The 22,983-nt window shown below is 46.3% G+C and carries 16 protein-coding genes and 2 riboswitches; of the genes, 4 read left to right on the forward strand and 12 right to left on the reverse strand.

Going from position 1 to position 22,983, the window contains the following annotated elements:
* Positions 1 to 59: 59 nt before the first annotated feature.
* Both FME95_RS03495 and FME95_RS03500 read left to right on the forward strand, forming a co-directional pair.
* Entirely contained in the window at positions 60 to 2,264 is a 2,205-nt protein-coding gene (locus FME95_RS03495; protein WP_147713036.1) for a cellulase family glycosylhydrolase, read from the forward strand.
* 403 nt (positions 2,265 to 2,667) lie between these two features.
* Positions 2,668 to 4,638, forward strand: a complete 1,971-nt coding sequence (locus FME95_RS03500; protein WP_147713037.1) for a methyl-accepting chemotaxis protein — start codon at positions 2,668 to 2,670, stop codon at positions 4,636 to 4,638.
* A 135-nt stretch (positions 4,639 to 4,773) separates the two neighbouring features.
* On the opposite strand, the gene FME95_RS03505 is transcribed toward FME95_RS03500, so the two are convergent.
* The 8 genes from FME95_RS03505 to cobW form a co-directional block, all read right to left on the reverse strand.
* Entirely contained in the window at positions 4,774 to 5,865 is a 1,092-nt protein-coding gene (locus FME95_RS03505) for a hypothetical protein (RefSeq protein WP_147713038.1), read from the reverse strand.
* 239 nt (positions 5,866 to 6,104) lie between these two features.
* Positions 6,105 to 6,788, reverse strand: coding sequence for an energy-coupling factor ABC transporter permease (locus FME95_RS03510; protein WP_147713039.1), 684 nt, complete (start codon positions 6,786 to 6,788; stop codon positions 6,105 to 6,107).
* A 51-nt stretch (positions 6,789 to 6,839) separates the two neighbouring features.
* Positions 6,840 to 7,031: riboswitch (cobalamin riboswitch) on the reverse strand.
* Between the two features lie 64 nt (positions 7,032 to 7,095).
* Positions 7,096 to 7,338: a Rho-binding antiterminator gene (locus tag FME95_RS03515; RefSeq protein WP_147713040.1), complete on the reverse strand. Its 243-nt coding sequence runs from the start codon at positions 7,336 to 7,338 to the stop codon at positions 7,096 to 7,098.
* Positions 7,335 to 8,459 carry an aminotransferase class I/II-fold pyridoxal phosphate-dependent enzyme gene (locus FME95_RS03520; protein WP_147713041.1) on the reverse strand — a complete coding sequence of 375 codons (1,125 nt, stop codon included), beginning with the start codon at positions 8,457 to 8,459 and terminating at the stop codon, positions 7,335 to 7,337. The genes FME95_RS03515 and FME95_RS03520 overlap by 4 nt, the downstream gene beginning before the upstream one ends.
* Complete coding sequence (gene cbiB, locus FME95_RS03525; protein ID WP_147713042.1) at positions 8,456 to 9,376, reverse strand: adenosylcobinamide-phosphate synthase CbiB; 921 nt, start codon at positions 9,374 to 9,376, stop codon at positions 8,456 to 8,458. The genes FME95_RS03520 and cbiB overlap by 4 nt, the downstream gene beginning before the upstream one ends.
* 40 nt (positions 9,377 to 9,416) lie before the next feature.
* The gene (locus FME95_RS03530) at positions 9,417 to 10,916 is read right to left on the reverse strand and encodes a cobyric acid synthase (protein ID WP_222709900.1); all 1,500 of its coding nucleotides are present in this window, start codon (positions 10,914 to 10,916) and stop codon (positions 9,417 to 9,419) included.
* The gene (gene cobN / locus FME95_RS03535) at positions 10,909 to 14,784 is read right to left on the reverse strand and encodes a cobaltochelatase subunit CobN (RefSeq protein ID WP_147713043.1); all 3,876 of its coding nucleotides are present in this window, start codon (positions 14,782 to 14,784) and stop codon (positions 10,909 to 10,911) included. The genes FME95_RS03530 and cobN overlap by 8 nt, the downstream gene beginning before the upstream one ends.
* Positions 14,784 to 15,875, reverse strand: a complete 1,092-nt coding sequence (cobW, locus tag FME95_RS03540; protein WP_147713044.1) for a cobalamin biosynthesis protein CobW — start codon at positions 15,873 to 15,875, stop codon at positions 14,784 to 14,786. Before cobW ends, cobN begins: the two co-directional genes overlap by 1 nt.
* Positions 15,876 to 16,071: 196 nt before the next feature.
* Positions 16,072 to 16,297, reverse strand: a riboswitch (cobalamin riboswitch).
* 313 nt (positions 16,298 to 16,610) lie between these two features.
* On the opposite strand from cobW, the gene FME95_RS03545 reads away from it, so the two are divergent.
* Complete coding sequence (locus FME95_RS03545) at positions 16,611 to 16,955, forward strand: DUF3135 domain-containing protein (RefSeq protein WP_147713045.1); 345 nt, start codon at positions 16,611 to 16,613, stop codon at positions 16,953 to 16,955.
* Positions 16,956 to 17,018: 63 nt separating this feature from the next.
* Here FME95_RS03545 and FME95_RS03550 read toward each other — a convergent pair whose 3' ends face one another.
* Positions 17,019 to 18,848, reverse strand: coding sequence for an ABC transporter ATP-binding protein (locus FME95_RS03550; RefSeq protein ID WP_147713046.1), 1,830 nt, complete (start codon positions 18,846 to 18,848; stop codon positions 17,019 to 17,021).
* A 175-nt stretch (positions 18,849 to 19,023) separates the two neighbouring features.
* Here FME95_RS03550 and FME95_RS03555 point away from each other — a divergent pair, with 175 nt between their 5' ends.
* Positions 19,024 to 20,229, forward strand: coding sequence for a sirohydrochlorin chelatase (locus tag FME95_RS03555; RefSeq protein WP_147713047.1), 1,206 nt, complete (start codon positions 19,024 to 19,026; stop codon positions 20,227 to 20,229).
* 106 nt (positions 20,230 to 20,335) lie between these two features.
* Here the strand turns inward: FME95_RS03555 and FME95_RS03560 are convergent, their stop codons facing one another.
* From FME95_RS03560 to cobJ, 3 genes are all read right to left on the reverse strand, one after another.
* A complete protein-coding gene (locus FME95_RS03560; RefSeq protein ID WP_147713048.1) occupies positions 20,336 to 21,220 on the reverse strand; it encodes an EamA family transporter in 885 nt (294 codons plus the stop codon).
* A 165-nt stretch (positions 21,221 to 21,385) separates the two neighbouring features.
* The gene (cobM, locus tag FME95_RS03565; RefSeq protein WP_147713049.1) at positions 21,386 to 22,156 is read right to left on the reverse strand and encodes a precorrin-4 C(11)-methyltransferase; all 771 of its coding nucleotides are present in this window, start codon (positions 22,154 to 22,156) and stop codon (positions 21,386 to 21,388) included.
* Positions 22,153 to 22,929 carry a precorrin-3B C(17)-methyltransferase gene (cobJ, locus tag FME95_RS03570; protein ID WP_147713050.1) on the reverse strand — a complete coding sequence of 259 codons (777 nt, stop codon included), beginning with the start codon at positions 22,927 to 22,929 and terminating at the stop codon, positions 22,153 to 22,155. The genes cobM and cobJ overlap by 4 nt, the downstream gene beginning before the upstream one ends.
* Positions 22,930 to 22,983 lie beyond the last annotated feature (54 nt).

Below are 22,983 nucleotides of genomic sequence, written 5' to 3' on the forward strand. Positions count from 1 at the left end.
CACTGCTTTGCTCCTTTCAGATTTAAGTTTTATTAAAACAACAATAAAGGAAACAGCTGATGAATTTTTTATCACCCTATTCGTTAAAAAATAAAGCGTTACCGAACCGGCTGAAGGCGAAATTATTTAGCCCGAAAAAATCTATTGCCGCTCTATCGTTGGCCGTTGCCAGTAGCATCGCTCTGGCAAACACGCCCTTACCTAACGACGACTGGCTACAGGTAGAAGGCAACCAAATTGTCGATATGGACGGCAATCGGGTTTGGTTAACTGGTGCCAACTGGTTTGGCTTTAATACCTCTGAACGAGTATTGCACGGCCTATGGTCAGTCAACCTCGAAGAGACCTTACAAAGCATTGCAGACCGTGGCATTAATATTTTACGCATCCCTATTTCCACTGAGTTACTGTACGAGTGGCAAACAGGTGTCGAGACCAGCGCCAACGTTAATACTGCAACCAACCCAGATTTAGTCGATACCACAACCTTAGAAATTTTTGACGCCATGCTGGATTACTCCAAGCAAATTGGCCTTAAAATTTTACTCGATGTACACAGTGCCGAAGCCGACAACACTGGTCACATTGCGCCACTTTGGTATAACGACACACTGACGCCAGAAATTTTCTACTCGACTTGGGAGTGGGTCACCGAGCGCTATAAAGATGATGACACCATCATTGCATTCGACTTGGAAAACGAACCTCATGGTAAACCCTATTCCGATAGCGAATACGCCAAGTGGGATACCTCGACAGATGACAACAACTGGAAGCACGCCTGCGAAACAGCCTCCAAACGTATTTTAGACATCAACCCAAATATGCTGATCATGTGCGAAGGCATTGAAGCCTTCCCCATTGACGGAACAACTTGGGACAGCTTGGATAAAAACGATTACTACAGTAACTGGTGGGGTGGTAATTTACGCGGCGCCAAAGATTTACCCATTGACCTAGGTAACTCCGCCTACCAATCGCAGTTTATGTATTCACCACACGACTATGGCCCATTGGTGTATGAACAGGCTTGGTTTTATGAAGGTTTTAGCAAAGAAACCCTCTATGAAGATGTTTGGTACGACAACTGGCTTTATCTGCACGAAGAGAACATCTCGCCCCTGTTGATTGGCGAATGGGGTGGTTTCATGGACGGTGGCGATAACGAAACCTGGTTATTTGCTATTCGCGACCTGATTATTGAATACGGCCTGCACCATACTTTTTGGTGTATTAACCCCAACTCAGGCGACACCGGTGGCCTACTCGATAATTCATGGGTTAATTGGGATGAAGAGAAATACGCCATGTTCGAACCTTCACTATGGAAGTCTGACGAAGGTAAGTACATCAGCTTGGATCATCAGGTAGCACTCGGCAGCGATGCAACGGGTGTCAGCTTGAATGACTACCTCAGCTCACTCAGCACCTCTGTCAGTATTACTTCGCCAGAGGTATTCGACGAAGTACTGGTCGGTGAAAACTTCACGGTTAACTTCAGTAAAACCCAAGCTGCGGGAGTCAATGCTTACATCGACGGTGTGTTTGCAGGTCGTGAAACCGAAACCAACAGCATTACATTAACAGCCCCGCTAGTTGAAGGAGACTTTGAATTAACGCTGGTTGCCATCGATGAAAACGATCAAGAATTAGATGTCTCTACCAGTCTGACATTGGATGCGGTTTACAGCTTTACATTAGAGCCTGAAATCACCATCACATCGCCAGCAGACGGAACACAATTCTACACCAACGAAGACTTCACCCTAACGGTTGAGCTAGACGACGCTGCCGCATTTGAATATCAATTCAATGGCGTTAGCGACGTTGTTACTGATTCGTCTGAGGCAACGCTGACAGCACCAGCCGTCGCGGCAGACTATAGCCTCATCGTTACCGCAATCGACGACAACGGAGCTTACTTAGATGCCAGCGACAGCATTAGCCTTGCTATTGTCAACGCGCCGGTGACTAGCCTCGGCTGTAGCTTTAGTGATGAAAATGTCTGGAATAGCGGTTTTGTACTGTCTGTAGAAGTGACGAATGAAGGCACTGAAGCAATCAGTAGCTGGAGTGTCAGCCTCGATTTAGGCCAGATGAGCTTTGCCAATGGCTGGAGCGCTAACTTTAGTGAAAACGGCAGTATCTTAACGGCAAACAATGCGGCACATAATGGCAGTTTAGCGGTTGGTGACAGCGTTATCTTCGGTTTCCAAGGTGCCTTTAGCGGCAGCTACAGCTCACCAAGCTGTCAAGGTAACTAAACAGTTTGATCATAATGACGTAAGTACATTGATCAAAACGACATTAGTTCCTCGATCAAAACGAGCAAGGCTACATTGATGTGAGCCTTGTCTAAATAACTCTCCAGGGCCGCCTCATGCGGCCTTTTTATATTATCGATAAAAAAGCCTATTCCAGTGATGTTTAAACTGTCGTATGTTGACTTGGTATCAGGTTGATTTTATCGGCCAAGAAAATGTAAGGAAAACGTAAGTAAAGCACTGTTCGCGCCATCACAGTCGATAGCTAAACCCAGTAGATAATGAATATTTCGACTCGTACTTAGGCCTGGTAGCCCGCACTAGTTAAAACCTACTCGTCCGGTATAAATGTAGTATTTCGAAGCAGCCTTAGGCTTGCATCGGAAATAAAAGGAAACTGTTTATGACGGTAAAATCTAAGATAATTTCATTGATTGCGGCCAGCATCATGCTGCCAATTTTGATTATTTCTCTACTCCTTATTAATACTTTACGCTCTCATGCGGTAGAAACATTCGAACACCAAGCTCATGCTGAAATCAGCCATATTGATGAAACTTTTTCTTTGTTTCTCAACAACTTAGCTGAAAACGCAGCCTTTTTTGCACAGTCTGATGCACTGACCGAGCTTACCCCTGGCAGTATCACCAGCTATATAAACGCTCCAGCAGGAAAAATGACGCCCACAGAAAATTCTGAATTCGAGCAACGCGCCTTCGCGCTTATGGATGACTTTGGTAAAACCCACCCCGATTTAACTTACATCTGGTTTGGTACCAATGATGCAGGCTATCTACAATGGCCAACTGGCAACATCATCGCCAACTACGATCCGCGTGTGCGCGGCTGGTATAAAGACTTCACCGAAGCTCGCACTCCAACCCGTGTACCGGCTTATGCGGATGCTGGCGATGGTGTCCCACTCGTCGATTATGTACAGCGATTTGACGGTCAAAACGGTCTCTACGGCGTCGTCGGTGTGGATGTTTCACTAGCTAAACTGACCGAACTACTATCGACTGTTAAATTTGGTGGCGAAGGTTACCTAGTGATGGTCGAAGATACCGAAACGGTGTTAGCTGATCCTTCCGATCCAGAGAACAACTTCAAACCCATCACCGATGCATCGCGCCCCTATGCTGAATTAAACGATGGAGGCAGCGTACAAAAAATTAATATCGATGGCGAAGCCTGGTTTGCTCAAGTTTATATTTCACCAGATCTCGGCTGGAAGTTTATTGGTCTACTGCCTGCAAAAGTGGTTTATGCGCAATCAAACCAGCTGATTACCAACATCAGCCTGATTGCCTTGGTCATGGTGGCAATCTTCATCGCCATTGGCACGGCACTGTCCTCTATTGTGATTCGCCCTATTAAGGTAATGGCTGATCGCTTAAGAGATATTGGTCAGGGTGAAGGCGATCTAACTCAACGACTCAAAGTCACCAGCAATGATGAGCCTGGGCAGATGGCTAAATCGTTCAATCTATTTGTCAGCTCGATTGACTCGATTGTCGGCCGTACTAAAGATTCCTGTAAATCCATTGGTCAGGTAGCAGACCAAACAGACGCACTGTCAACGGACTTGAGCAACACCGTTGAAAGCCAGTTAAATTCGGTCGATCAGGTTTCCACCGCCTTTAATGAAATGGTCTCTACCGCCAATGAGGTTGCCAACAACTGTACCACTGCGGCCCAAGCTGCCGAAGCGGGTGAACAGCAGGTACAACAGGGTAACAATCTAATTAAACGCACCATGGCGTCGCTCAGCAGCCTAGAAGCAGAAATCCAAAGTTCTAACGAATCTCTGGTTCAGTTGGCCGAAGAGTCAGACAACATCGTCTCTATTCTCGATACCATTAAGGGCATTGCCGAACAAACCAATTTGCTCGCATTGAACGCAGCTATTGAGGCAGCGCGTGCCGGTGAACAGGGTCGAGGTTTTGCCGTTGTTGCTGATGAAGTAAGAACCTTGGCCGGACGCACGGCAGAGTCGACCGATGAGATCGATCGCATCCTAACCAGCTTGCAGCAGCAAACTAAGTCTGCGGTAGAGAAAATGGACAGCAGCGTTGAAGTCACCAAAGAATCGGTCAACCATGCAAATGAAACCGCAGCAATCTTTGAAACTATCTTAAGTTCGGTACTGTCGATCAAAGATATGACCATTCAAATCAGCGCCACTGCAGAAGAGCAGCATCTGGTTGCAGAAGACATCAACAAGAACGTAGTTAATATTCACGATGATGTGCAATCAACCAATGAGCTATCGACTAAGGTTTCGCAAGCCGCGACCGAACTCAACACCCTAGCTAAAGAACTGCAAGGCATGGTCGAACACTTTAAATCCAGTGACGACATCGAGCTAATATAAGCGCTGTTCTGTTTCGACCAAAAACAACAAAGCCGGCACACAGATGCCGGCTTTTTTATTCGCCATTGATCGCCTAGTCAGCTGAATAAGCCGCTAACTTAGCTAGCCTATTTTAGCGCAACCGCTTTAACCTAATTAGGATGAACAACCACGGGAAGATTGATCGGCGATCTCCAATTTGGCTAGCGACTTAAGCGCCTCAGGTAAAATCCCTTCCAGCGGCTGAAAGCCAGCCAAGTTAGCTTTTAACTTATCGCCTAATACACCCTGCCTCACTGTTGGCACGCGAGTCTGGTCGGTATCGTAATTATTCTGCTCAAAAAATGGCTGTACCGTCTGCTGAGCCGTTGATTGATGATTTTTACGTAAGGCTATAGAGAAATCGGCAATGGCTTGCACGCTGTTACTGCGACTAAAGCGAGCAAATCCCATATAGGTAAAGTGCTCTTCAACATGAGTATTGCTTTGCTCAATCAACTCATCCATCAAGGCATAAAGAAAGCCATTTAATGTCGGCTGTTTGAGCATTAGCGTCACCGTACCGGCGTCACCAAATGACCACTCATCGGCGCATGCCGAGCTCAGTTGGATATCGACTAAGTACTGGTTTGCTCTACGCTGCTCTACAGTCAGCAACGAGAACTGACCATGATCAAAGTACAGCCCTTGCAGCAAGTCGGTAAGCAGCAATTTAAATTGCGGCAGCCTGTCATCAGAGTTAATCGCAAGAGTTGTTGGCTCATCGATCAATAAATCTGGGTTTTTCGCCATCAACGGTAAATCATGATGATTATTAAAAGGTGTTGCCGTACCACCCTGTCGCTCAAGCCGCAGCAGTTCACGAACTTCATGCTCTCGCGCTGTTTTAATGGCTAAAAACGCCGTTTGAATAATTTCAGAGGTAGGCAAATTACCTTCGACACGCCATTTACGGCCGTATACCAATTTATTTTTGATATGGGTTTTGTAGTTATCTTGGCCAACAATGCCAACCTGCAGGTAAACACCACCGGCATCCTGATCGACAAAAATGGGATAACGAGCGCTGTAATCGATGCCGCTGACTACCTGCTCCACACTTTGCAAGGTGTGCTGGTAGCTAAAATAATGCTGCGGAATACACATCGAGCCATTATTCAGCTGTACCCTAGGTGCATTGGTAATGGCTTGCTCGCCCACACCGAGGTGGACCATTATCGATTCGGTATCTGAGTTAGATTTATTCATAACTAATGACTGAGTTAATAAAAGTGAGACCTAGCCTTTAGAATATCGGCGCTTTATGACAACTCAAAGAGAGTCTGAAAACGCTAAATAGTTCCAAAGCACCCCAAAAAACACGCAAATAAAAAACACCTGTGTCGGCATAGCTATTTACGAAATGGGCCAAAAAACGGTTCACTGAGAGATAAAATTAGACACAAAAAAAGGCGCTAATAGCGCCTTTCATGAACATCGACTACGACCTATTTATCGTTAACAAACAGGCGAGCTTCTAACAGAGCCGAATGTTTAGCAGCCTTATTGGTCTGTTTCGCTACGGCAAGCACAGCCAGATCAATAATAGGCTCTAGCAATACAACCGCTAGATAAGCTGCGCCAAAGCTGGCCACTGATGCAAGCGTGTGAGCTTCGACACCCATACCGTAAAGCGCCCAAAAGGCCACCCAAGCGACAATGCCACCCTGATAGCTGAGCGATAACTGCAGCGCCTGCTTATAGGAGATATCGACATAAGCCGTACCCTGTGGAATGGTTCTACGAGCCAATGCTGCCATCGCAAACAGAGGCACAAGCAGAGTGGTAACATTCATACCAAACTGCGGCAAATCAATTGGCGCAAACAGCAGGCCTTGCAATAACAGGCCACTGAATAAACCAATGGCTGCTGGCGCGGCACCAAACATCAAAAACAGAGTTGAGCCAAGAATAAAGTGTACTTCCGAGACGCCTACCGGATGGTGTGGCAGCACCTGAAAGAAGAAGAATACTAATAGTGTTGTGAACAGACTACGGCCTAACAAAGCCTGTAGACCTTCTTTTTTGATCATCTCGAAAGACGTCTTCGCGGTATAGGCTAACGCGCCTGCCGCTGTTACATAACTTAGTGCGAGTTTCGCACCGGTAACGATACCTGGTTCTATATGCACAGTGTGCCTCCAAAAATTTCATACTCACCCGTATGTGAATGAAGCGAACAACGTCGCTCCGCGACAAAGGCCGGTCTCCGGACTTATAAAGCAAAAACCTAAACACAAGTATGTATCTTAGTTCAGCGCTTTAATCACCGTTGCGGGGGCAGTACAGGCTTTGAGCTATAAAGCAAGCTATAAAAACACGCACCTGTTTCCCGTTTCACCAGCAAAGCTGGCACCTTTGGAGTCGCTATTCTAAACACTTTTAATATCGACCAACAGCAGTAATTCCGATTCGGCCAAGTCTATCAGCCTAAAGTACTTAGGAGTCGAACGAGACTTGCTGTAAATGCGGATTCGGTTGCGTAACTTGCAAGGTTTTAATCGTCGTTAAAACCACATAACGCTCTGGCTGCTGTAGCTGTATGCATTCCTCGCCCGAGGCGCTACGAGCCGTATCGTGAGCGATACCTTCAATGACATCGCCACTAAAAGTAGTAATGCGCACTGGGTAATGAAAGGTACAGACCAACTCAATAAAATCATACTGCGCGCAACTGATCATAACGCCGCCTGCAAAGCGGCTAGCGCCTGTTGTAATTGCATTCTCTGAGCCTGTTGCTGCACATCAAACGCCCCCACTCGTAACATAGCGCGCTGATCATCCACTTCAATTAGACGAATTAAAACTGCCTGTCGCGCTAAAAAGTCTTGAATAAAACCAGCCAATGCCAATGGGCAATACAGACTAAAAAAGTAGTTCGTTACGCCTGCTGACTGTAATTTCAATTGCTCAATGAGAGGATGAAATAATGCGAGGGTTTGATCGATATTTTGTTGTAACGAGGTTCGGGCTTGTTGCTGCCAATCGCGATCCCGATAGGCTTGAGTCGCCAACCATTGGGCTGGGCCATTAATCTGCCAAATCCCCAACTCTTGTTGTAAGTCGCGGACTATTTCTGGCGAGGCAAAAACAAAACCAATACGCAAACCTGCCAAGCCAAAAAACTTACCAAACGATCTTAATACGATAAGCTTCTCTTTCAGCGCGTCATCGATATCGGTGAGCTGTAACAAGCTGATATTTTCACTGGCATCGATAAAGGCCTCATCAACGATCAGCTTAGCGTCACCACTTAGCTGTGCAGCCCAATACAATAGCTGTTGAGCAGTCACCTGCACTGTCGTTGGATTATTTGGATTAATAATCACCAAGTGTTGGCGACTATTTTTAGCCAGTTGCTGGTCGATATCCGCCAACATTTTTTCGCCGCTTTCTGCACAATAAAAAGCAGCAGAATTACCCGCCTTAAGCCAATGCTGTTGATGCTCGCTGTAGCCTAAGCTAGGCAATAAAACCGGATAAGAATTTTTTTTATTTAAAAGATTAGGCAGCTGCTGAATAGCCGATTGAGTACCGCTGACTGATAAAAAATTCTCGCTGCCATAGTAGTCTATAACCGCCTCAGTAAATGCAGATTGCCGGTACGGTAAATGGGCAAAAACCTCACTTGGAATCTCAGCCACTGGATAGGCTTGCGGGTTTATGCCGGTAGAAAGATCGAGCCACTTATGTTGCTCTATTCCATAGTAGTTAGCAGCAAACGGCAGATCACCACCATGCAACGGCTGCGGTGAACATTCACCATTGGCCCGTTTTATCGCCATTACAACAGGCTCGCTCATAGTAAAGCGATACCTAAAATAACAACCCACAATACTAGCGAAAAATTAACCAATCGGCAGGCTTCGTTAATGCTGTTAGCGCCTGCTTTAGTATGCTCGGTCTCTTCTGGGCCTAATACCATCCGTTGTTGCAGCTCATTGTGGTAGCGGGCGGCACCGCCTAATGACACATTTAACGCTCCGGCACCGGCAGCCATGACAGGGCCTGCATTAGGGCTTTTCCATTGACGACCCTGCTCTTTCCAGCACTTTAATGCGCCAGAAAAATTACCCATCAAGGCATAGCTCAAGGCAGTTAATCGTGCAGGAATGTAATTTAATAAGTCATCCACACGAGCAGCACACCAACCAAAACGGATGTATTTTTCAGTTTTATAGCCCCACATAGCATCAAGCGTATTGCTGCAGCGATACAGAATAACGCCTGGAATACCTAAAATTAAAAACCAAAACAAAGCCGCAAAAATAGCATCGGCACCGTTTTCTAAAACAGATTCTGTTGCTGCTTTAGCAATTTCATTTTCGTTTAAATCGCCAGTATCACGACTGACTATGAGCGACAATGCCGCGTTTGCCTCCGTTAACTCGCCTTCAATTAACGGGTGATAAATATTTTTTGCGTGTGTAATTAGGCTTTGCCAACCAATAGCAATGTATAAGAAAACGCCACTGACCAACACATCCAAAAACAAATATGGCTTTAACAATAGCTGTAAAATAATACCCACTAATACCCACGGAAGTACCGCTACGGCATAAGCTAAAACACCGTGCCATCTTGTTGCATTTTTAGAATTAAATTTTGCCTCAATTCGCTCAACCAGCGCACCAAAAAACACCAATGGATGACCGCGTTTGGGTTCAGCAAATAGTTTATCGAGAGCAAACGCTATGATCACAGATATAAACAACGCCATTCTCCTTGTTCTCCTAAAAAGAACCTATTTTATTTTTTAATTATTCCAGCGACTGAGTAAAACCTAACAACTGCATTAACACTGAATAAGGCAACGCTTGCTCAACCACATCCGCTAACCGGTCGATCTCTTTTAACCGATAGGCTCGGTAATCAAACGATTGAATCTGTTCTAAACCTGCCCATGCAACCAGCTGTTGGAAAAACTCCGGTGAATCAAATAAGCCATGCAAATAACTGCCTAAAATTTGCCCTGCCGGATCGATCACCCCTTCAGCCTCAAAACCCTCACCTAATTGAAAAAGTGGTTGCTTTAATGCAGGCCCAGTCGTAACACCGGCATGAATTTCATAGCCTGTAACATCGCATGATTGCGACAGCAGACTCACACCAGAAACATTCTTTAATTGCTTTTGCTCAGTCAGTGTCGTTTCTATGTCCAATAAGGCTAAGGCTTTAGAACTGCCAGCCTCGGCTTCTATAGCATTAGGATCATGAATCCACTGACCCAGCATTTGGTAACCACCACAGACGCCAATCAGTTTACCGCCATAACGCAAATGCTGCTGAATTTTTTCAGCCCAGCCTTGTTGCTTTAACCAGTCTAGATCACCGCGAACATTCTTACTGCCCGGCAAGATGATAAGGTCGGCCTGCTGGCATTCTTGCGGCGACTTATAAAAAGTGCAATCAATTTGCGGGTGCATGCGCAGTACATCAAAATCGGTATGGTTACTGGCTCGTGGGTATTGCACCACTGCAACCTTAAGTTGTTTTTTTTCGGCCTCAGTTTGCAGTTTTTGGTTTTGGCTCAGGCTGTCTTCGGCTTCGATATGTAAGCTTTCAATATAAGGAATAACCGCCAACACTGGCACACCGGTTTTTTGCTGCAACCATTCAATACCTGAATCTAACAGGCTGGCATCACCACGAAAACGGTTTATAACAAAACCCTGAATACGCGACTGTTCACTTTTGCTGAGCAACGCCCAAGTACCATAAAGATGCGCAAAAACACCACCGCGATCAATATCGCAAACAATAATCACGGGGCAATCTATCGCTTCAGCAAAACCCATGTTAGCGATGTCGTGTTGGCGCAAATTAATTTCCGCTGGGCTGCCAGCACCTTCAACCAGTACTACTTCAAATTGGCGCGCCAATTCATCATGAGCTGCCACAACTTTAGTGAGCAGTTTAGGTTTAAGTTGATGGTATTCACTGGCTTTCATGTTGCCAATCGCCTGACCATTAACAATCACTTGAGCGCCCAACTCGCTATTCGGTTTTAACAAAATTGGGTTCATTAAAATACTGGCTTCCAAACCACAGGCTTCGGCTTGTGCTGCCTGAGCACGGCCAATCTCGCCGCCCTCTTTAGTAACCGCACTGTTAAGCGCCATGTTTTGCGATTTAAACGGCGCAACGGCAATGCCTTTACGCGCTAAAATTCGACCCAGCGCGGTCACCAATACACTTTTTCCGGCATCGGATGTTGTGCCTTGAACCATCAGCGTGCCACGCGCTTTAAAATCAGTCATCGCCATAGGCCTCTTGCTCCGCATCGATATCCAATAACAGGTTCTGTAATTGATCTGCGTAATCGCCCGGCTGTTGCCATAAACCTCGCTGTGTCGCCTCTAATAAACGTTCGGCAATTTCTTCCAAGGCATCGGCGTTATGCTGTTTCATAAAGGCTTGGTTTTGTGCATCGAACACCAAAGCCTCTGCAACTTGTTGATATTGGTAATCATCGATCAAGCCGGTTGTGGCATCGTAGGCAAATAGATAATCAACCGTAGCTGTCATTTCAAACGCCCCCTTGTAACCATGTTCCTGCATGGCGGTAATCCATTTCGGGTTCAATACCCGCGAACGAATCACTCGGTTTAGCTCTTCTTTTAGGGTGCGCACTTTCGGCTCAGCGGGGTTAGAGTGATCGTTGTGATAAACCACCGGCGCTTGGCCGCTAAATTCATTAACCGCATTGGTCATGCCGCCTTGAAACTGGTAGTAGTCGTCCGAGTCGAGTAAATCGTGTTCGCGGTTATCCTGATTTTGCACCACCACTTGCAACTGACTTAATCGATGCTGAAACGCTTGCGGTGCCGTCACGCCCTGTTGGCTGGGTTGGTCAGCACCATAGGCGTAACCACCCCAATTTAAATAAGCCTCGGCAAGATCGGCATTGGTTTCCCAACAACGCTCATCAATTAAGCCCTGCAAGCCGGCACCATAAGCACCGGGTTTTGAACCAAAGACGCGATAACTGGCTTGCCGACGCGCTTGCTCCAAAGGCATGCCTTGCTCGGTCAGCTGTGCAACTCGTTGCGCAATATTTTGTTGAATGCAGTTTTCACCGCCAGATTCTTGATACTCGCTAACGGCTAAAACGGCGGCATCGAACAGACGCATCACATTAGCAAAGGCGTCACGGAAAAACCCCGACACACGCAAGGTGACATCGACTCTCGGCCGCTGTAAAAGTGCCTGTGGCAAGACTTCGAAATCGACCACTCGATGCGAGCCTTGCGCCCATATAGGCCGCACGCCCATGAGCCAAAAGGCTTGCGCGATATCATCGCCGCCAGTACGCATGGTTGCCGTGCCCCAAACAGACAAACCCAAGCTGCGCGGGTAATCACCATGTTCCTGCAAATGCCGTTCGATTAATGCATTGGCTGACTTTTGCCCGATCGCCCATGCTGCCTGTGACGGAATGGCTCGGTTATCGACCGAATAAAAATTCCGTCCAGTCGGCAAGGTATCTAAACGGCCACGTGTTGGCGCACCGCTCGGCCCCGGCTCAATAAACTGACCTTGCACACCGCGCAAAATCGCATCGATCTCTTGCTTAACACTTAACTGCAAGGCGCGGTAAATCACCTCATTAATAAAACCAAACTGGGCGTAAGTATTGGGGAACTGCTGCGTTAACTTTTCTGGCATCGGCTGTTGCTCAACAATAAAGCGTTCCATCCAATCCAGCGCTAACAATTCAAGTCGCTCACGAGTATCGGCCTCAGTTCGCCAATGGCTATCGCTAACGACTTGGAGTAATTCAGGTTGCTTGCCCTGCCAAGCTTTTGTTGAGGCCGACAAGGGGTCAAACAACTCTGCTTCTGCCGAGGCTCGCAACTGAAAATCGATAACCAAATTATGCAAAATTCCTTGCGCATTTGGCTCGCTACCACGAGGTAAACGCATCAACGCGACTAACGTATCGGCTAATTTTTCAGCCTTTGGCAAACGCCCTAATACGTGCAAACCGTGCCGAATTTGCGCTTCTTTAATATCACACAGGTAAGCATCGAGTTGCTCTAAAACTTCGTCATCGTCATTCGGTTTGGCTAGTTCTTCGAGCAAGTGCGACGTCTTTACTTTGCTTAGAATCTGTTCTTTTAGCCAATTCTCTCGGCGCGAATCCATGCCCATCGCCTGATAAAACTCATCGACTAAAGCTTCTAATTCGGCTAAATCACCATAGACTTCGGCGCGCGTCATCGGCGGCATCAGATGGTCGATAATCACCGCCTGCGTGCGCCTCTTTGCTTGCGCACCCTCGCCCGGGTCGTTAACGATAAAGGGGTAAAAATGCGGTACCGGCCCAAGCGCGATATCTGGCCAACACTGGTTAGATAAGGCGGTACCTTTGCCCGGTAACCACTCTAAGTTGCCGTGCTTACCCATATGAACAACGGCATCAACTTGGTAGTGATCGCGTAGCCAAAAGTAAAATGCCAAATAGCTGTGCGGCGGTACTAAATCTGGATCGTGATAATTGGCGAGCAGGTCAACATTGAAACCACGCGCCGGTTGAATACCAATAAACTGTTCACCCAAACGCATACCGGCAATCATCAATCGGCCTTGTCTATATTTTGGGTCTTGCTCTGGTGCGCCCCAACGTTCAACAACCGCTTGCTGAGCAGCCGTTGGCAGCTGCGCAAAGGCCTGCTGATAATCTTCCAGCGCTAAGCTTTGCCAGCAAGGTAAATGGTGCAATGTATTGGGGTTATTAGTAATGGAACCTAATAGCTGTTGAATTAGCTCGGTGCCATTTCTTGGCACATCATCAATCGGGTAACCAGCTTTTGCCATCGCCGCTAGTAACATGACGGTCGATTCCGGTGTATCCAAACCAACACCGTTACCAATTCGGCCGTCTTTGGTTGGGTAGTTTGCCAAGATAATAGCCAGCTTTCGTTGCTCAACCGGTTGGCTGGATAGCCGAGCATAACGGTTGGCTAACTGGGCAACAAAGTTAGCGCGCTCGTTGTGTAATTGATAACGCACAATCGAGGTTTGTGTTTTTTCACTGTAGTGCGCTTCGGTTTTAAAACTGATCGCTCGGCTAACAATGCGGCCATCCATTTCTGGCAGCACTACTTGCATTGCAACATCGCGTGAGCGTAAACCCTGAGCTTGTTCGAGCCAGTCCTGTTCGGTACTGCTTGAAAGCACAACTTGCATCACCGGAATATCGGCAACAAAAGGTCGGTCAAAAGCGACGGGCTCTGCTGATAAATCTGGCGTGCCAACTCGGTTGCTGGCAAAGCCTGTGGTATTGATAATTAATTTAGCGCCAACCTTAAGGCTGATTTCATTCACTAAGCGCATCGACTGCGCATCTTTTAACGAGTGAATAGCAATGGGCAGAACGTTTAAGTTTTGCGCTTCTAAACTCTGCACAAACTCATCGAACATTTGCGTGTTGGCGCTTTGCAAATGGCTGCGATAAAACAGCAATAAAACCACTGGGGTTTTGGCGGGTTCAGGCTGCTCATTGGCGTTAGCGTTTTCTTGCCAACGTTGCTGCCATTCACCGATGGTCGCTTGCTGATTTGTATTGCTCGAACCGGGCATATAAAGCATGCAATTGGCGAGCACTTCTGGCTCTCGCCAACGCAGCGGTGCAGCAAAAAATTCTGCCGCTAGGTAATTGAGCAGTTGCAAAGAATTCGCAACGCCGCCCTGCCGTAAATATTGCCAAACACGTACTGCCTGCTCGCGCGACACACTGCTGGCACTGAATAAGGCTTCATCGGCAGCATCGTCACCGGGCACAAAAATAAGCTGCCGATTGTTATCCTGTTGCGCCCATTGCTGTAACTGCTCAACGCCATAAGGCCAATAGCTTTCGCCACCCAATAACGCCACCACCACTAACTTGGCGTGGCTTAGGGTTTTATCAAGATACAGATCCAGCGCCGCCGGTTTACGCAATTGCATCCAATTGCCCAAGCGTATACTGGGCACACTTTCTGCGCACTGCTCGGCAGCCGCAGCCAGCGAAGCGATCTGGCTGTCGGCTGAAGAAAGCAAAATAATGTCGGCTGGCGATTGCTGTAAGTCGACGATACCTTCGTCGTCATTAAAGCCACCGGGCTGCGATGCGGTTAGATGCATTAGGCTGGTTGAACTTCCGCTTGTGCTAATGCAGCTTTAAGCTCGGCTTCATTAAGATCTTTGCCGATCACCACCAACTGCGTTTGACGTGTTTCTTCGGCTTGCCAAAGTCGGTCAAAGTGCACATCTAAACGTTTACCCACTGCCTGAAAAACTTGGCGCATTGGCTTACCCGGTAGCGAGGCAAAACCCTTGGCGCGATAAATATTATTTTCTGCAATTAGGGTTTTAAGTTGCTGCTGCAGTTTTTCTGAGTCGACATCGCCAAAGCGTAATACAAAAGAATCAAAGTGGTCGTGCGCATGATCGTGATGTTCGCCGTGATCATGGTGATGATCGTGATGAGTATGAACCGCATCAATACGCTCTTCTGCGGCCGATTCAATACCTAACAAAACATCAAGCTCGGCTTCACCATGACTAACATAAGCGGTTTTCACTTCGCTCGGCACAATGCGATTTACCACTGCCGCGACTTTAGTTTGGTCATCATCGCTTAGTAGATCGTTCTTGCTAACCACGACGAGATCGGCTGCCGAAAGTTGATCGTCGAGTAATTCTTGTAAGCTTGGATCATGATCCAAACTGTCGTCGGCCAAACGTTGTGCTTGTACTCGTTCTTCATCATTAGCAAAACGACCGGCGGCAATCGCAGGACCATCGACAACAGTAATAACGGCATCGACGGTGCAATACTGTTTGATGTCTGGCCAGTTAAACGCCTGCACCAATGGTTTGGGCAAGGCCAAGCCACTGGTTTCAATAAGGATGTGATCAATATCGTCTCGGCGCGCAACCAATTGCTGCATCACCGGTAAAAATTCTTCTTCTACCGTGCAACAAATACAGCCATTGGCTAGTTCATAAATGCCATTTTCAGCATCGCCAGCAACCATTTGAGCAGCGTCGTCTTCACACTCTAATGGGCAACTACGCAATAGATCGGCGTCGATATCGAGCTCGCCAAATTCATTAACAATAACGGCAATGCGCTTGCCTTTGGCCTGTTTTAATACATTCGAAAGCAAAGTCGTTTTGCCACTGCCCAAAAAGCCAGTGACTACCGTTGCCGGAATTTTATTCAGTTGCATAGATGTCTCCAGAAAACTCGGTACGAGCTCGGCTAAGCCTTTGCTGGCTCAGCCTATTATTCATTACCGTCGCTGGGATTAAGATTTAGCCAAGCCAAACTAGGCTTGCCCAATAGCAGAGGAGTAACCCGCACCAACAGCGACTCTTATCGCTTTTAGCGTGGTTTATGATTCTGCTAATGTAACCCCCGACATTAGTTGATACGCGTTCAAGGCAGGTCTACTGGCTCACAGCTCAAGTGCGACTACCGCCTTCCCAATGGATTCCATCAGTGGCATTGATAATTGCTCGCTGTATACAGTTGCGGGGACAGCTGCTCGTTGACCGCCTGGTTAACATTCATCCACTGCGGCTGAGCATTCCCTATTATTCCAGATAGGCTAAATCGCCTAATAAAGGAACCTTAAAACGCTGGCCATTGTAATGCTTTTTGCTGCCATTGGCAGTCTTTATCAGGATAATTTTTTTGCTTAGCCGATGCCTAAGCCGCCATTTATCATTGCCAAAGCCCTTGTCATTGCGCAAAGAAACGAGAGGCAATCCACAAGTTTGGCCTTTGTTTCAATTTGAAGTACGCCGTAACGCCCATAACATCGACATATAGCGATTAGATCTATTAAAGCACCTTATCAAGCTCGGTTTTATGCTGCTAGCATGCTTATTAAGCACTGACAAAACCAAGCGTGAAAACGGCAACGATAAGACTGTGTTTAACCGTAACAGGAGTGTTGAATATGCTGCTTCAATGGCCGACGACGGATGAGTTAATCCAACTTGCGAAAGACAACCCTGAAGAGCTCGAAGCGCTTCGTAAGCGTGAAATAGAGTCCACCATTAGCCGCGCACCGGACCCGATTCAACGACGCTTGCGCGGCATTCAATTCCGAGTCGATGCACAACGTAAACTCTGTAAGACGCCATTGTCATCCTGTGTCGCCATCTCTCAAATGATGATCGATTCTTTCTACGACCTTAACGACAGTCTACAGAGCGCCAGAAGCGCCGAACACGAAAGTCGCAGCAGTAAAAACCAAACCACTGGCGACAGTAATGTTCTGCCCTTTACAACCGATCGTTAAACTCTGCAAAGGTGCAATGAAAAACCTGCACTAGCTTGAGTTAATACTAAGCTTGAGTTAATACTAGGCTTCAGTTAAAAAGCCACCAGTTTGCCGCTTCCACAAATGCGCGTAAGTGCCATTAAGAGCCAAAAGCTGTTGGTGCGTGCCCTGCTCTATAATTTTTCCCTGATCCATAACAATGAGTCGATCCATTGCAGCAATGGTTGAAAGCCTGTGCGCAATAGCAATCACGGTTTTATTCTGCATTAAAATTTCTAGGTTTTCTTGAATGGCAGACTCAACTTCGGAATCTAACGCCGAGGTTGCTTCGTCCATAATTAAGATCGGTGCGTTCTTTAACAACACTCGAGCAATCGCAATACGCTGGCGCTGACCGCCAGAAAGCTTAACGCCACGCTCACCAACTTCGACATCATAGCCTTCATGCCCCTGCTCATCTTTCAGCTCAGCAATAAATTGATCGGCATGGGCTTTTTTAGCCGCCGCTATCACCTCTTCAATATCAGCTTCGGGCTTGCCATACAGGATGTTATCGCGAATTGAGCGATGCAATAGCGAGGTATCTTGTGTGATCATGCCGATGTGCTGACGCAAAGACTCCTGCTCAACGTGAGCAATGTTTTGACCATCGATACTAATAGAGCCACTGTTCACATCGTAAAAGCGCATCAACAGATGCACCAGAGTCGACTTACCGGCACCAGAGCGACCAATAATGCCAACCTTTTCACCGGCTTTAATGTGCAAGTCTAACTGCTCAAAAACGGGCTTTTCTGCACTGTAATTAAAATCAACCGCCTTGAAATGAATATCGCCTTCAGTCACCTGCAATGGTTTTGCATCGGCGACATCTTGCACTTCTACATCATTAGAAATGGTACTGATGCCATCGACCACCGTACCGATATTTTCAAACAGCGCGCTGACTTCCCACATGATCCATTTCGACATGCCCTGCACACGCAAAGAAATACTGATTGCAATGGCAATGCTGCCTATCGTCACCACAGCCTCAAGCCATAAGAAAACCGATAACACGCCAACAGCCAGCACTAACAAGTAGTTCACTAAATCAACGCTAATTAACAGGCTACTGCCCAAACGCATTTGCCGATACACCGTGGTTAAAAATTGCTTCATGCTGGATTCAGCGTAAGCCAGTTCACGTTGTGAATGCGCAAACAGCTTTACTGTTGAAATATTGGTGTAAGAATCAACGATTCTTCCGGTCATTACCGAACGCGCATCGGCCTGTTGCGTCGCAACTTTGCGCATCTTAGGGATAAAATAAAATTGAATGCCGCTGTAAATACACAGCCAAATTAAAATAGGCAGCATTAATAGCAAATCAGAATTCGCCATCATCCAAATAATGGCGATAAAGTAGGTTGTAATGTAGACCAGAACATCAACCAGCTTCATTACAGTTTCACGCACCGCCAAAGCACTTTGTAATACCTTTGTGGCTACCCGCCCAGCGAAGTCTCGTTGAAAAAAGCCCACCGCTTGCTTGAGTAAATAACGATGAATGTGCCAACGGATCGACATTGGGTAATTACCAAGCAAACTCTGATGCATTAACAACGAATGCAGAATACTTAAGACCGGCATAACAAAAACAACCAACGACAGCATCAGTAACATGCGATCGCCTTGATCTTGCCAAAAGGTCTCTCGATCTTGGTTCGCTAATACATCGACCAACTGACCCATAAAGCTTAAAAAAGTAACTTCCATGACTGCGATGCAGGCACTCAGCAAGGCCATTAAAATTAACGGCACTTCGAAGCCACGAGTATAAAAGCGGCAGAAGCCAAAAAGTGTTTTAGGTGGCTTACCCATTTCTGCCTTGGGAAAAGCCTGAGTTAAATTTTCGAACCAAGAAAACATAAATATGTAACCTAAGTGAAAGACGAGTGGGCATCAACCTGTGGCATCGTCAATTTTTGTTTTGTATAGATAAAACATCATCTATTTATTATTTAATGACCTAGTGCTCTTTACAGCGCATCGAAAGTTCACATAATGGCTGACTCATTATCAGGACACCGAAAGGACAACACCAATGACACATATTGATCGTTTGCCAAGCGACGCCGGTATTTTAATCTGTGGTCACGGCAGCCGCGCTAAAATTGCAGAGCAAGAGTTTAGCCTACTTGCCAAGGGCTTAAAACAGAAACATCCTACGGTGAAAGTCGAATACGGTTTCTTAGAATATTCAGCACCAAACATTCATATGGCGCTCGACCGATTACTCGAACAGGGTGTTAAACATATATACGCTGTGCCCGGCATGCTGTTTGCTGCAACTCACGCACAAAATGATATTCCTTCGGTGCTTTCAACCTATCAAGAAAAACACCCTGGCTTAACAATCGAGTACGGTAAAGAGCTTGGTTTAACAACTGAGATGGTCAGCGCCTTTGAAGCTCGCATTTTAGAAGCGTTAGGCAAAGACCACGTACACGACGGAGACCTGTACGACACCATGCTAGTGGTTGTTGGTCGTGGCACCTCTGTTACCGAAGCCAATGCAGAAGCCGCTAAACTTACCCGTCTTGTCAGCGAGAACTTAGGCTTTGGCTGGGCCGAAACTGTTTACTCTGGCGTTACCTATCCATCGGTCGGCCGCGGCCTAGAAATGGCGTTAAAATTGGGTTACAAAAAAATTGTCGTCGCACCCTACTTCTTATTCGGCGGCCGTCTTATTGACCGCATTAACGCTTACGTCGACAAGGTTGCCGCAGAAAATCCAGACGTTGAATTTATTACCGCTGACTATTTAAAAGATCAAAGCTATGTTATCGACACTTTCAGCTTACGCATTGAAGAAACCATTCGAGGCCCAGTATTAGAAAAGGGTTTAATGGAAAGCTTTAAAGAACGTCTAGCACGTGGCGAGGTTGATATTCATCACCATCATGCTGAGTTCCAACCTGATGAAACCGATGAACCGACGCATTCGCATGATCATAGTGACGGACACAGCCATGACCATTCACACAGTCATTCGCATAGCCACGATCATGGACATTCACACTCTCATGATCATAACCACGGGCACAGTCACTCTCATGATCATAGTCATTCGCACGGCCACAGCCACGCACCGTACAAGCACATCGCTCACCCTCACGGCCCTAGAACCATGATCGATGAAAACGTCTGCTGCTGCTTTATGAGTCAGTTCCCACAGCATGTTATTGATGAAGAACGCGCCAAAGGCAAGCCAACAAATAACAACACACCTAGCTGTAAAAAGAATTAGAACCTCGTTATTCTTCGAGGTCACTATTAAAACTAAAGCCCAAACGAATTATTCGCTTGGGCTTTTTTACTGCTCTAATTATAAGTTTTTGAATTAAACTCTTGAATTAAGCTTTTGAATTAAAGAAGCGCCCACCCAATGCATTCATCATTAAGCCGAGCAATACTAATACAATGCCTAACCACTGCCATGCGACGACTTTTTCATCCAAAAGAATCGCCGCCATCGTTAAACCAACGACAGGCACACCCAATGCTAGCGGAGCAACGGTACCAGCTGAATAGCGTGACATTAAATAATTCCACAGGCCGTAACCCATAATCGAAGCGCCAATAGATAAATAAGCCAGCGTTGCCATAGTCTGCCAATTTATATGCAATAGATTACTCAACATGACATCGCTGCCATCAATAAAGTAAGCGCAAATAAAGAATGGAATCGGCGCGACCCAACAAGCCCAGACAATCAGATTTAAGTTCGCATCGTAGCCCTTTTCACCAATCGCTTTGGTGACAACATTACCCAGCGCCCAACTGGAAGCTGCAGCTAAAGTAATGGCAAAACCCAATACGGTCATCGCGGTATCGCCATTATTCAAGCCAATAATCGCCAAGCCAGCCGCGGCTACCGTGATGGATAATAACTGATAGGCTCGCACCCGTTCTTTCAAAAACATTGCTGAAAAAAACAACGTAAAGATCGCTTGGGATTGCAGCACTAACGATGCCAAACCAGTAGGCATACCAAACGTCATGGCGGTGAATAAAAAAGCAAACTGGCCAAAGTTTAGCGTTAGCGCATAAACAACAATCCATTTAAGCGGCGTTTTAGGACGCGTGAAAAAAAACGACCCCACTACAGCAATCACTAGAAACCTTAAACCGCCTAACATCATTGGCGTTAAATCGTTTAACCCCCAATGGATGACAATAAAGTTAAAGCCCCATAAAAAAATAATGGCTAAGCCTAGCAGCAAATCTTTTGGCGTCATCGGTAATCCTCAATTTTTACAGCAAGAGTCCGTGACTCTAAAGCAACAGCAAGCACATTCCTATGCACAGTTTTTAATAAAAGCCATACGTACAGATATTTAAATGCATCAGATTTTTTAGCTGTCGTTTAAACTTTAGATTTAACTTTAACTTTGCATTAGGCGTTATTTTTCTCGCTTTTCTCGCGGCCTAAAAATATGCGGCTGATCTTTATCGTATAGATAGGAATCCTGAAAATCGGTATCGCCTAACACATGGCCAACTAAAATTAATGACGTACGGGTGAGCTTTTTATCACGTACTTTTTTAACAATATCTTTTAGTGTGCCGGTTACCTTATCTTGGTCTGGCCATGAGGTCCGGTAACAAACTGCCACTGGGCAGTCTTCGCCGTAATGCGGAATCAGTTCATCAACGATTTTATGAATGCGAGTAATACCCAAATGAATGGCTAGAGTTGCACCACTGGCTGCCAGCGCTGGTAATCGTTCACGTTCTGGAAACGGCGTTTTCCCTTCATAGCGAGTCATAATAATGGTTTGCGAAACACCAGAAAGTGTTAGCTCTTTACCTAACCAAGCAGCCGAAGCCGATGTCGCAGTAACACCAGGAATAATTTGGTAATCGATTCCTAACTGTTCTAACTGACGAATCTGTTCGCCAATAGCGCCGTACAAAGAAGGGTCTCCAGAATGTACGCGAGCAACATCCTTACCCTGCTCGTGTGCCTGTTTAATGTGCTCAATAATAGCGACAAGATCCAGTGGCGCGGTATCGATAATGCATTCGGCACTGTCTTCAACCTCGGCAAAAATTTCACGCGGTACCAGTGATCCGGCATATAAAATAATCGGGCATTGCTGAATGCGCTTTAACGCCTTAACAGTAATGAGTTCTGGGTCACCTGGACCTGCGCCAATAAAATAAACGGTCATAATTTTTTACTGTAACCTCTCGGTGTATAAACCCATTCTTTATTACCATTCAAGATATGGCGTGACTCGCTATTACCAACGCTGACTAGGGTGAACATATCAACGTCGTCGGCGTGCAGTTTTTCTAACGTAGTAATGGTAATGCTTTCATCTTCACGTGTTAGCTGTCGGCCAATTAAAACCGGCGTACTTGCTGGACGATACTGCAATAGGATGTCGCGAGCAGTATTAATTTGCCAGTCGCGCTTTTTCGATTTTGGGTTATAAAAAGACACCACAAAATCGCCCTGACCACAGGCGTGCAAACGCTTTTCGATGGTCTGCCACGGCGTTAATAAGTCAGATAATGAGATAGTACAAAAATCATGTCCAAGCATTGCACCAACACGGCTAGCACCGGCTTGCATGGCAGAAATCCCCGGTACAACCTCGATCTCAACATCTAACCATTGCGGGTTTTGTTCATTGCCTTGTAGTTGTTGATCGAGTAACTCAAACACCAAGGTTGCCATGGCATAAATGCCAATATCACCACTGGAAATTAGCGCGGTGGTTTTGCCTTGCGCTGCTAGATCGAGTGCTAAACGAGCACGACCGATTTCTTCACCTAAGGGTAAGTCGTGATGCTTTTTGCCATCACACAACTCGCCTAATAAATCCAAATACAAACCGTAAGCGACAAGGTCAGTGCTTTTTTCAATGGCTGCGCTTGCTTTGGGTGTTAATAGTTGTTTATCTCCTGGGCCAACGCCGAGGACGTATAAAGTACTCATAATTTCTCGTTTATTTAAATAGCATTTTTTAAGTTAACTAACTGGGTATTCGGT

The organism is Reinekea thalattae, assembly GCF_008041945.1.
GTDB classification, from domain to species: domain Bacteria; phylum Pseudomonadota; class Gammaproteobacteria; order Pseudomonadales; family Natronospirillaceae; genus Reinekea; species Reinekea thalattae.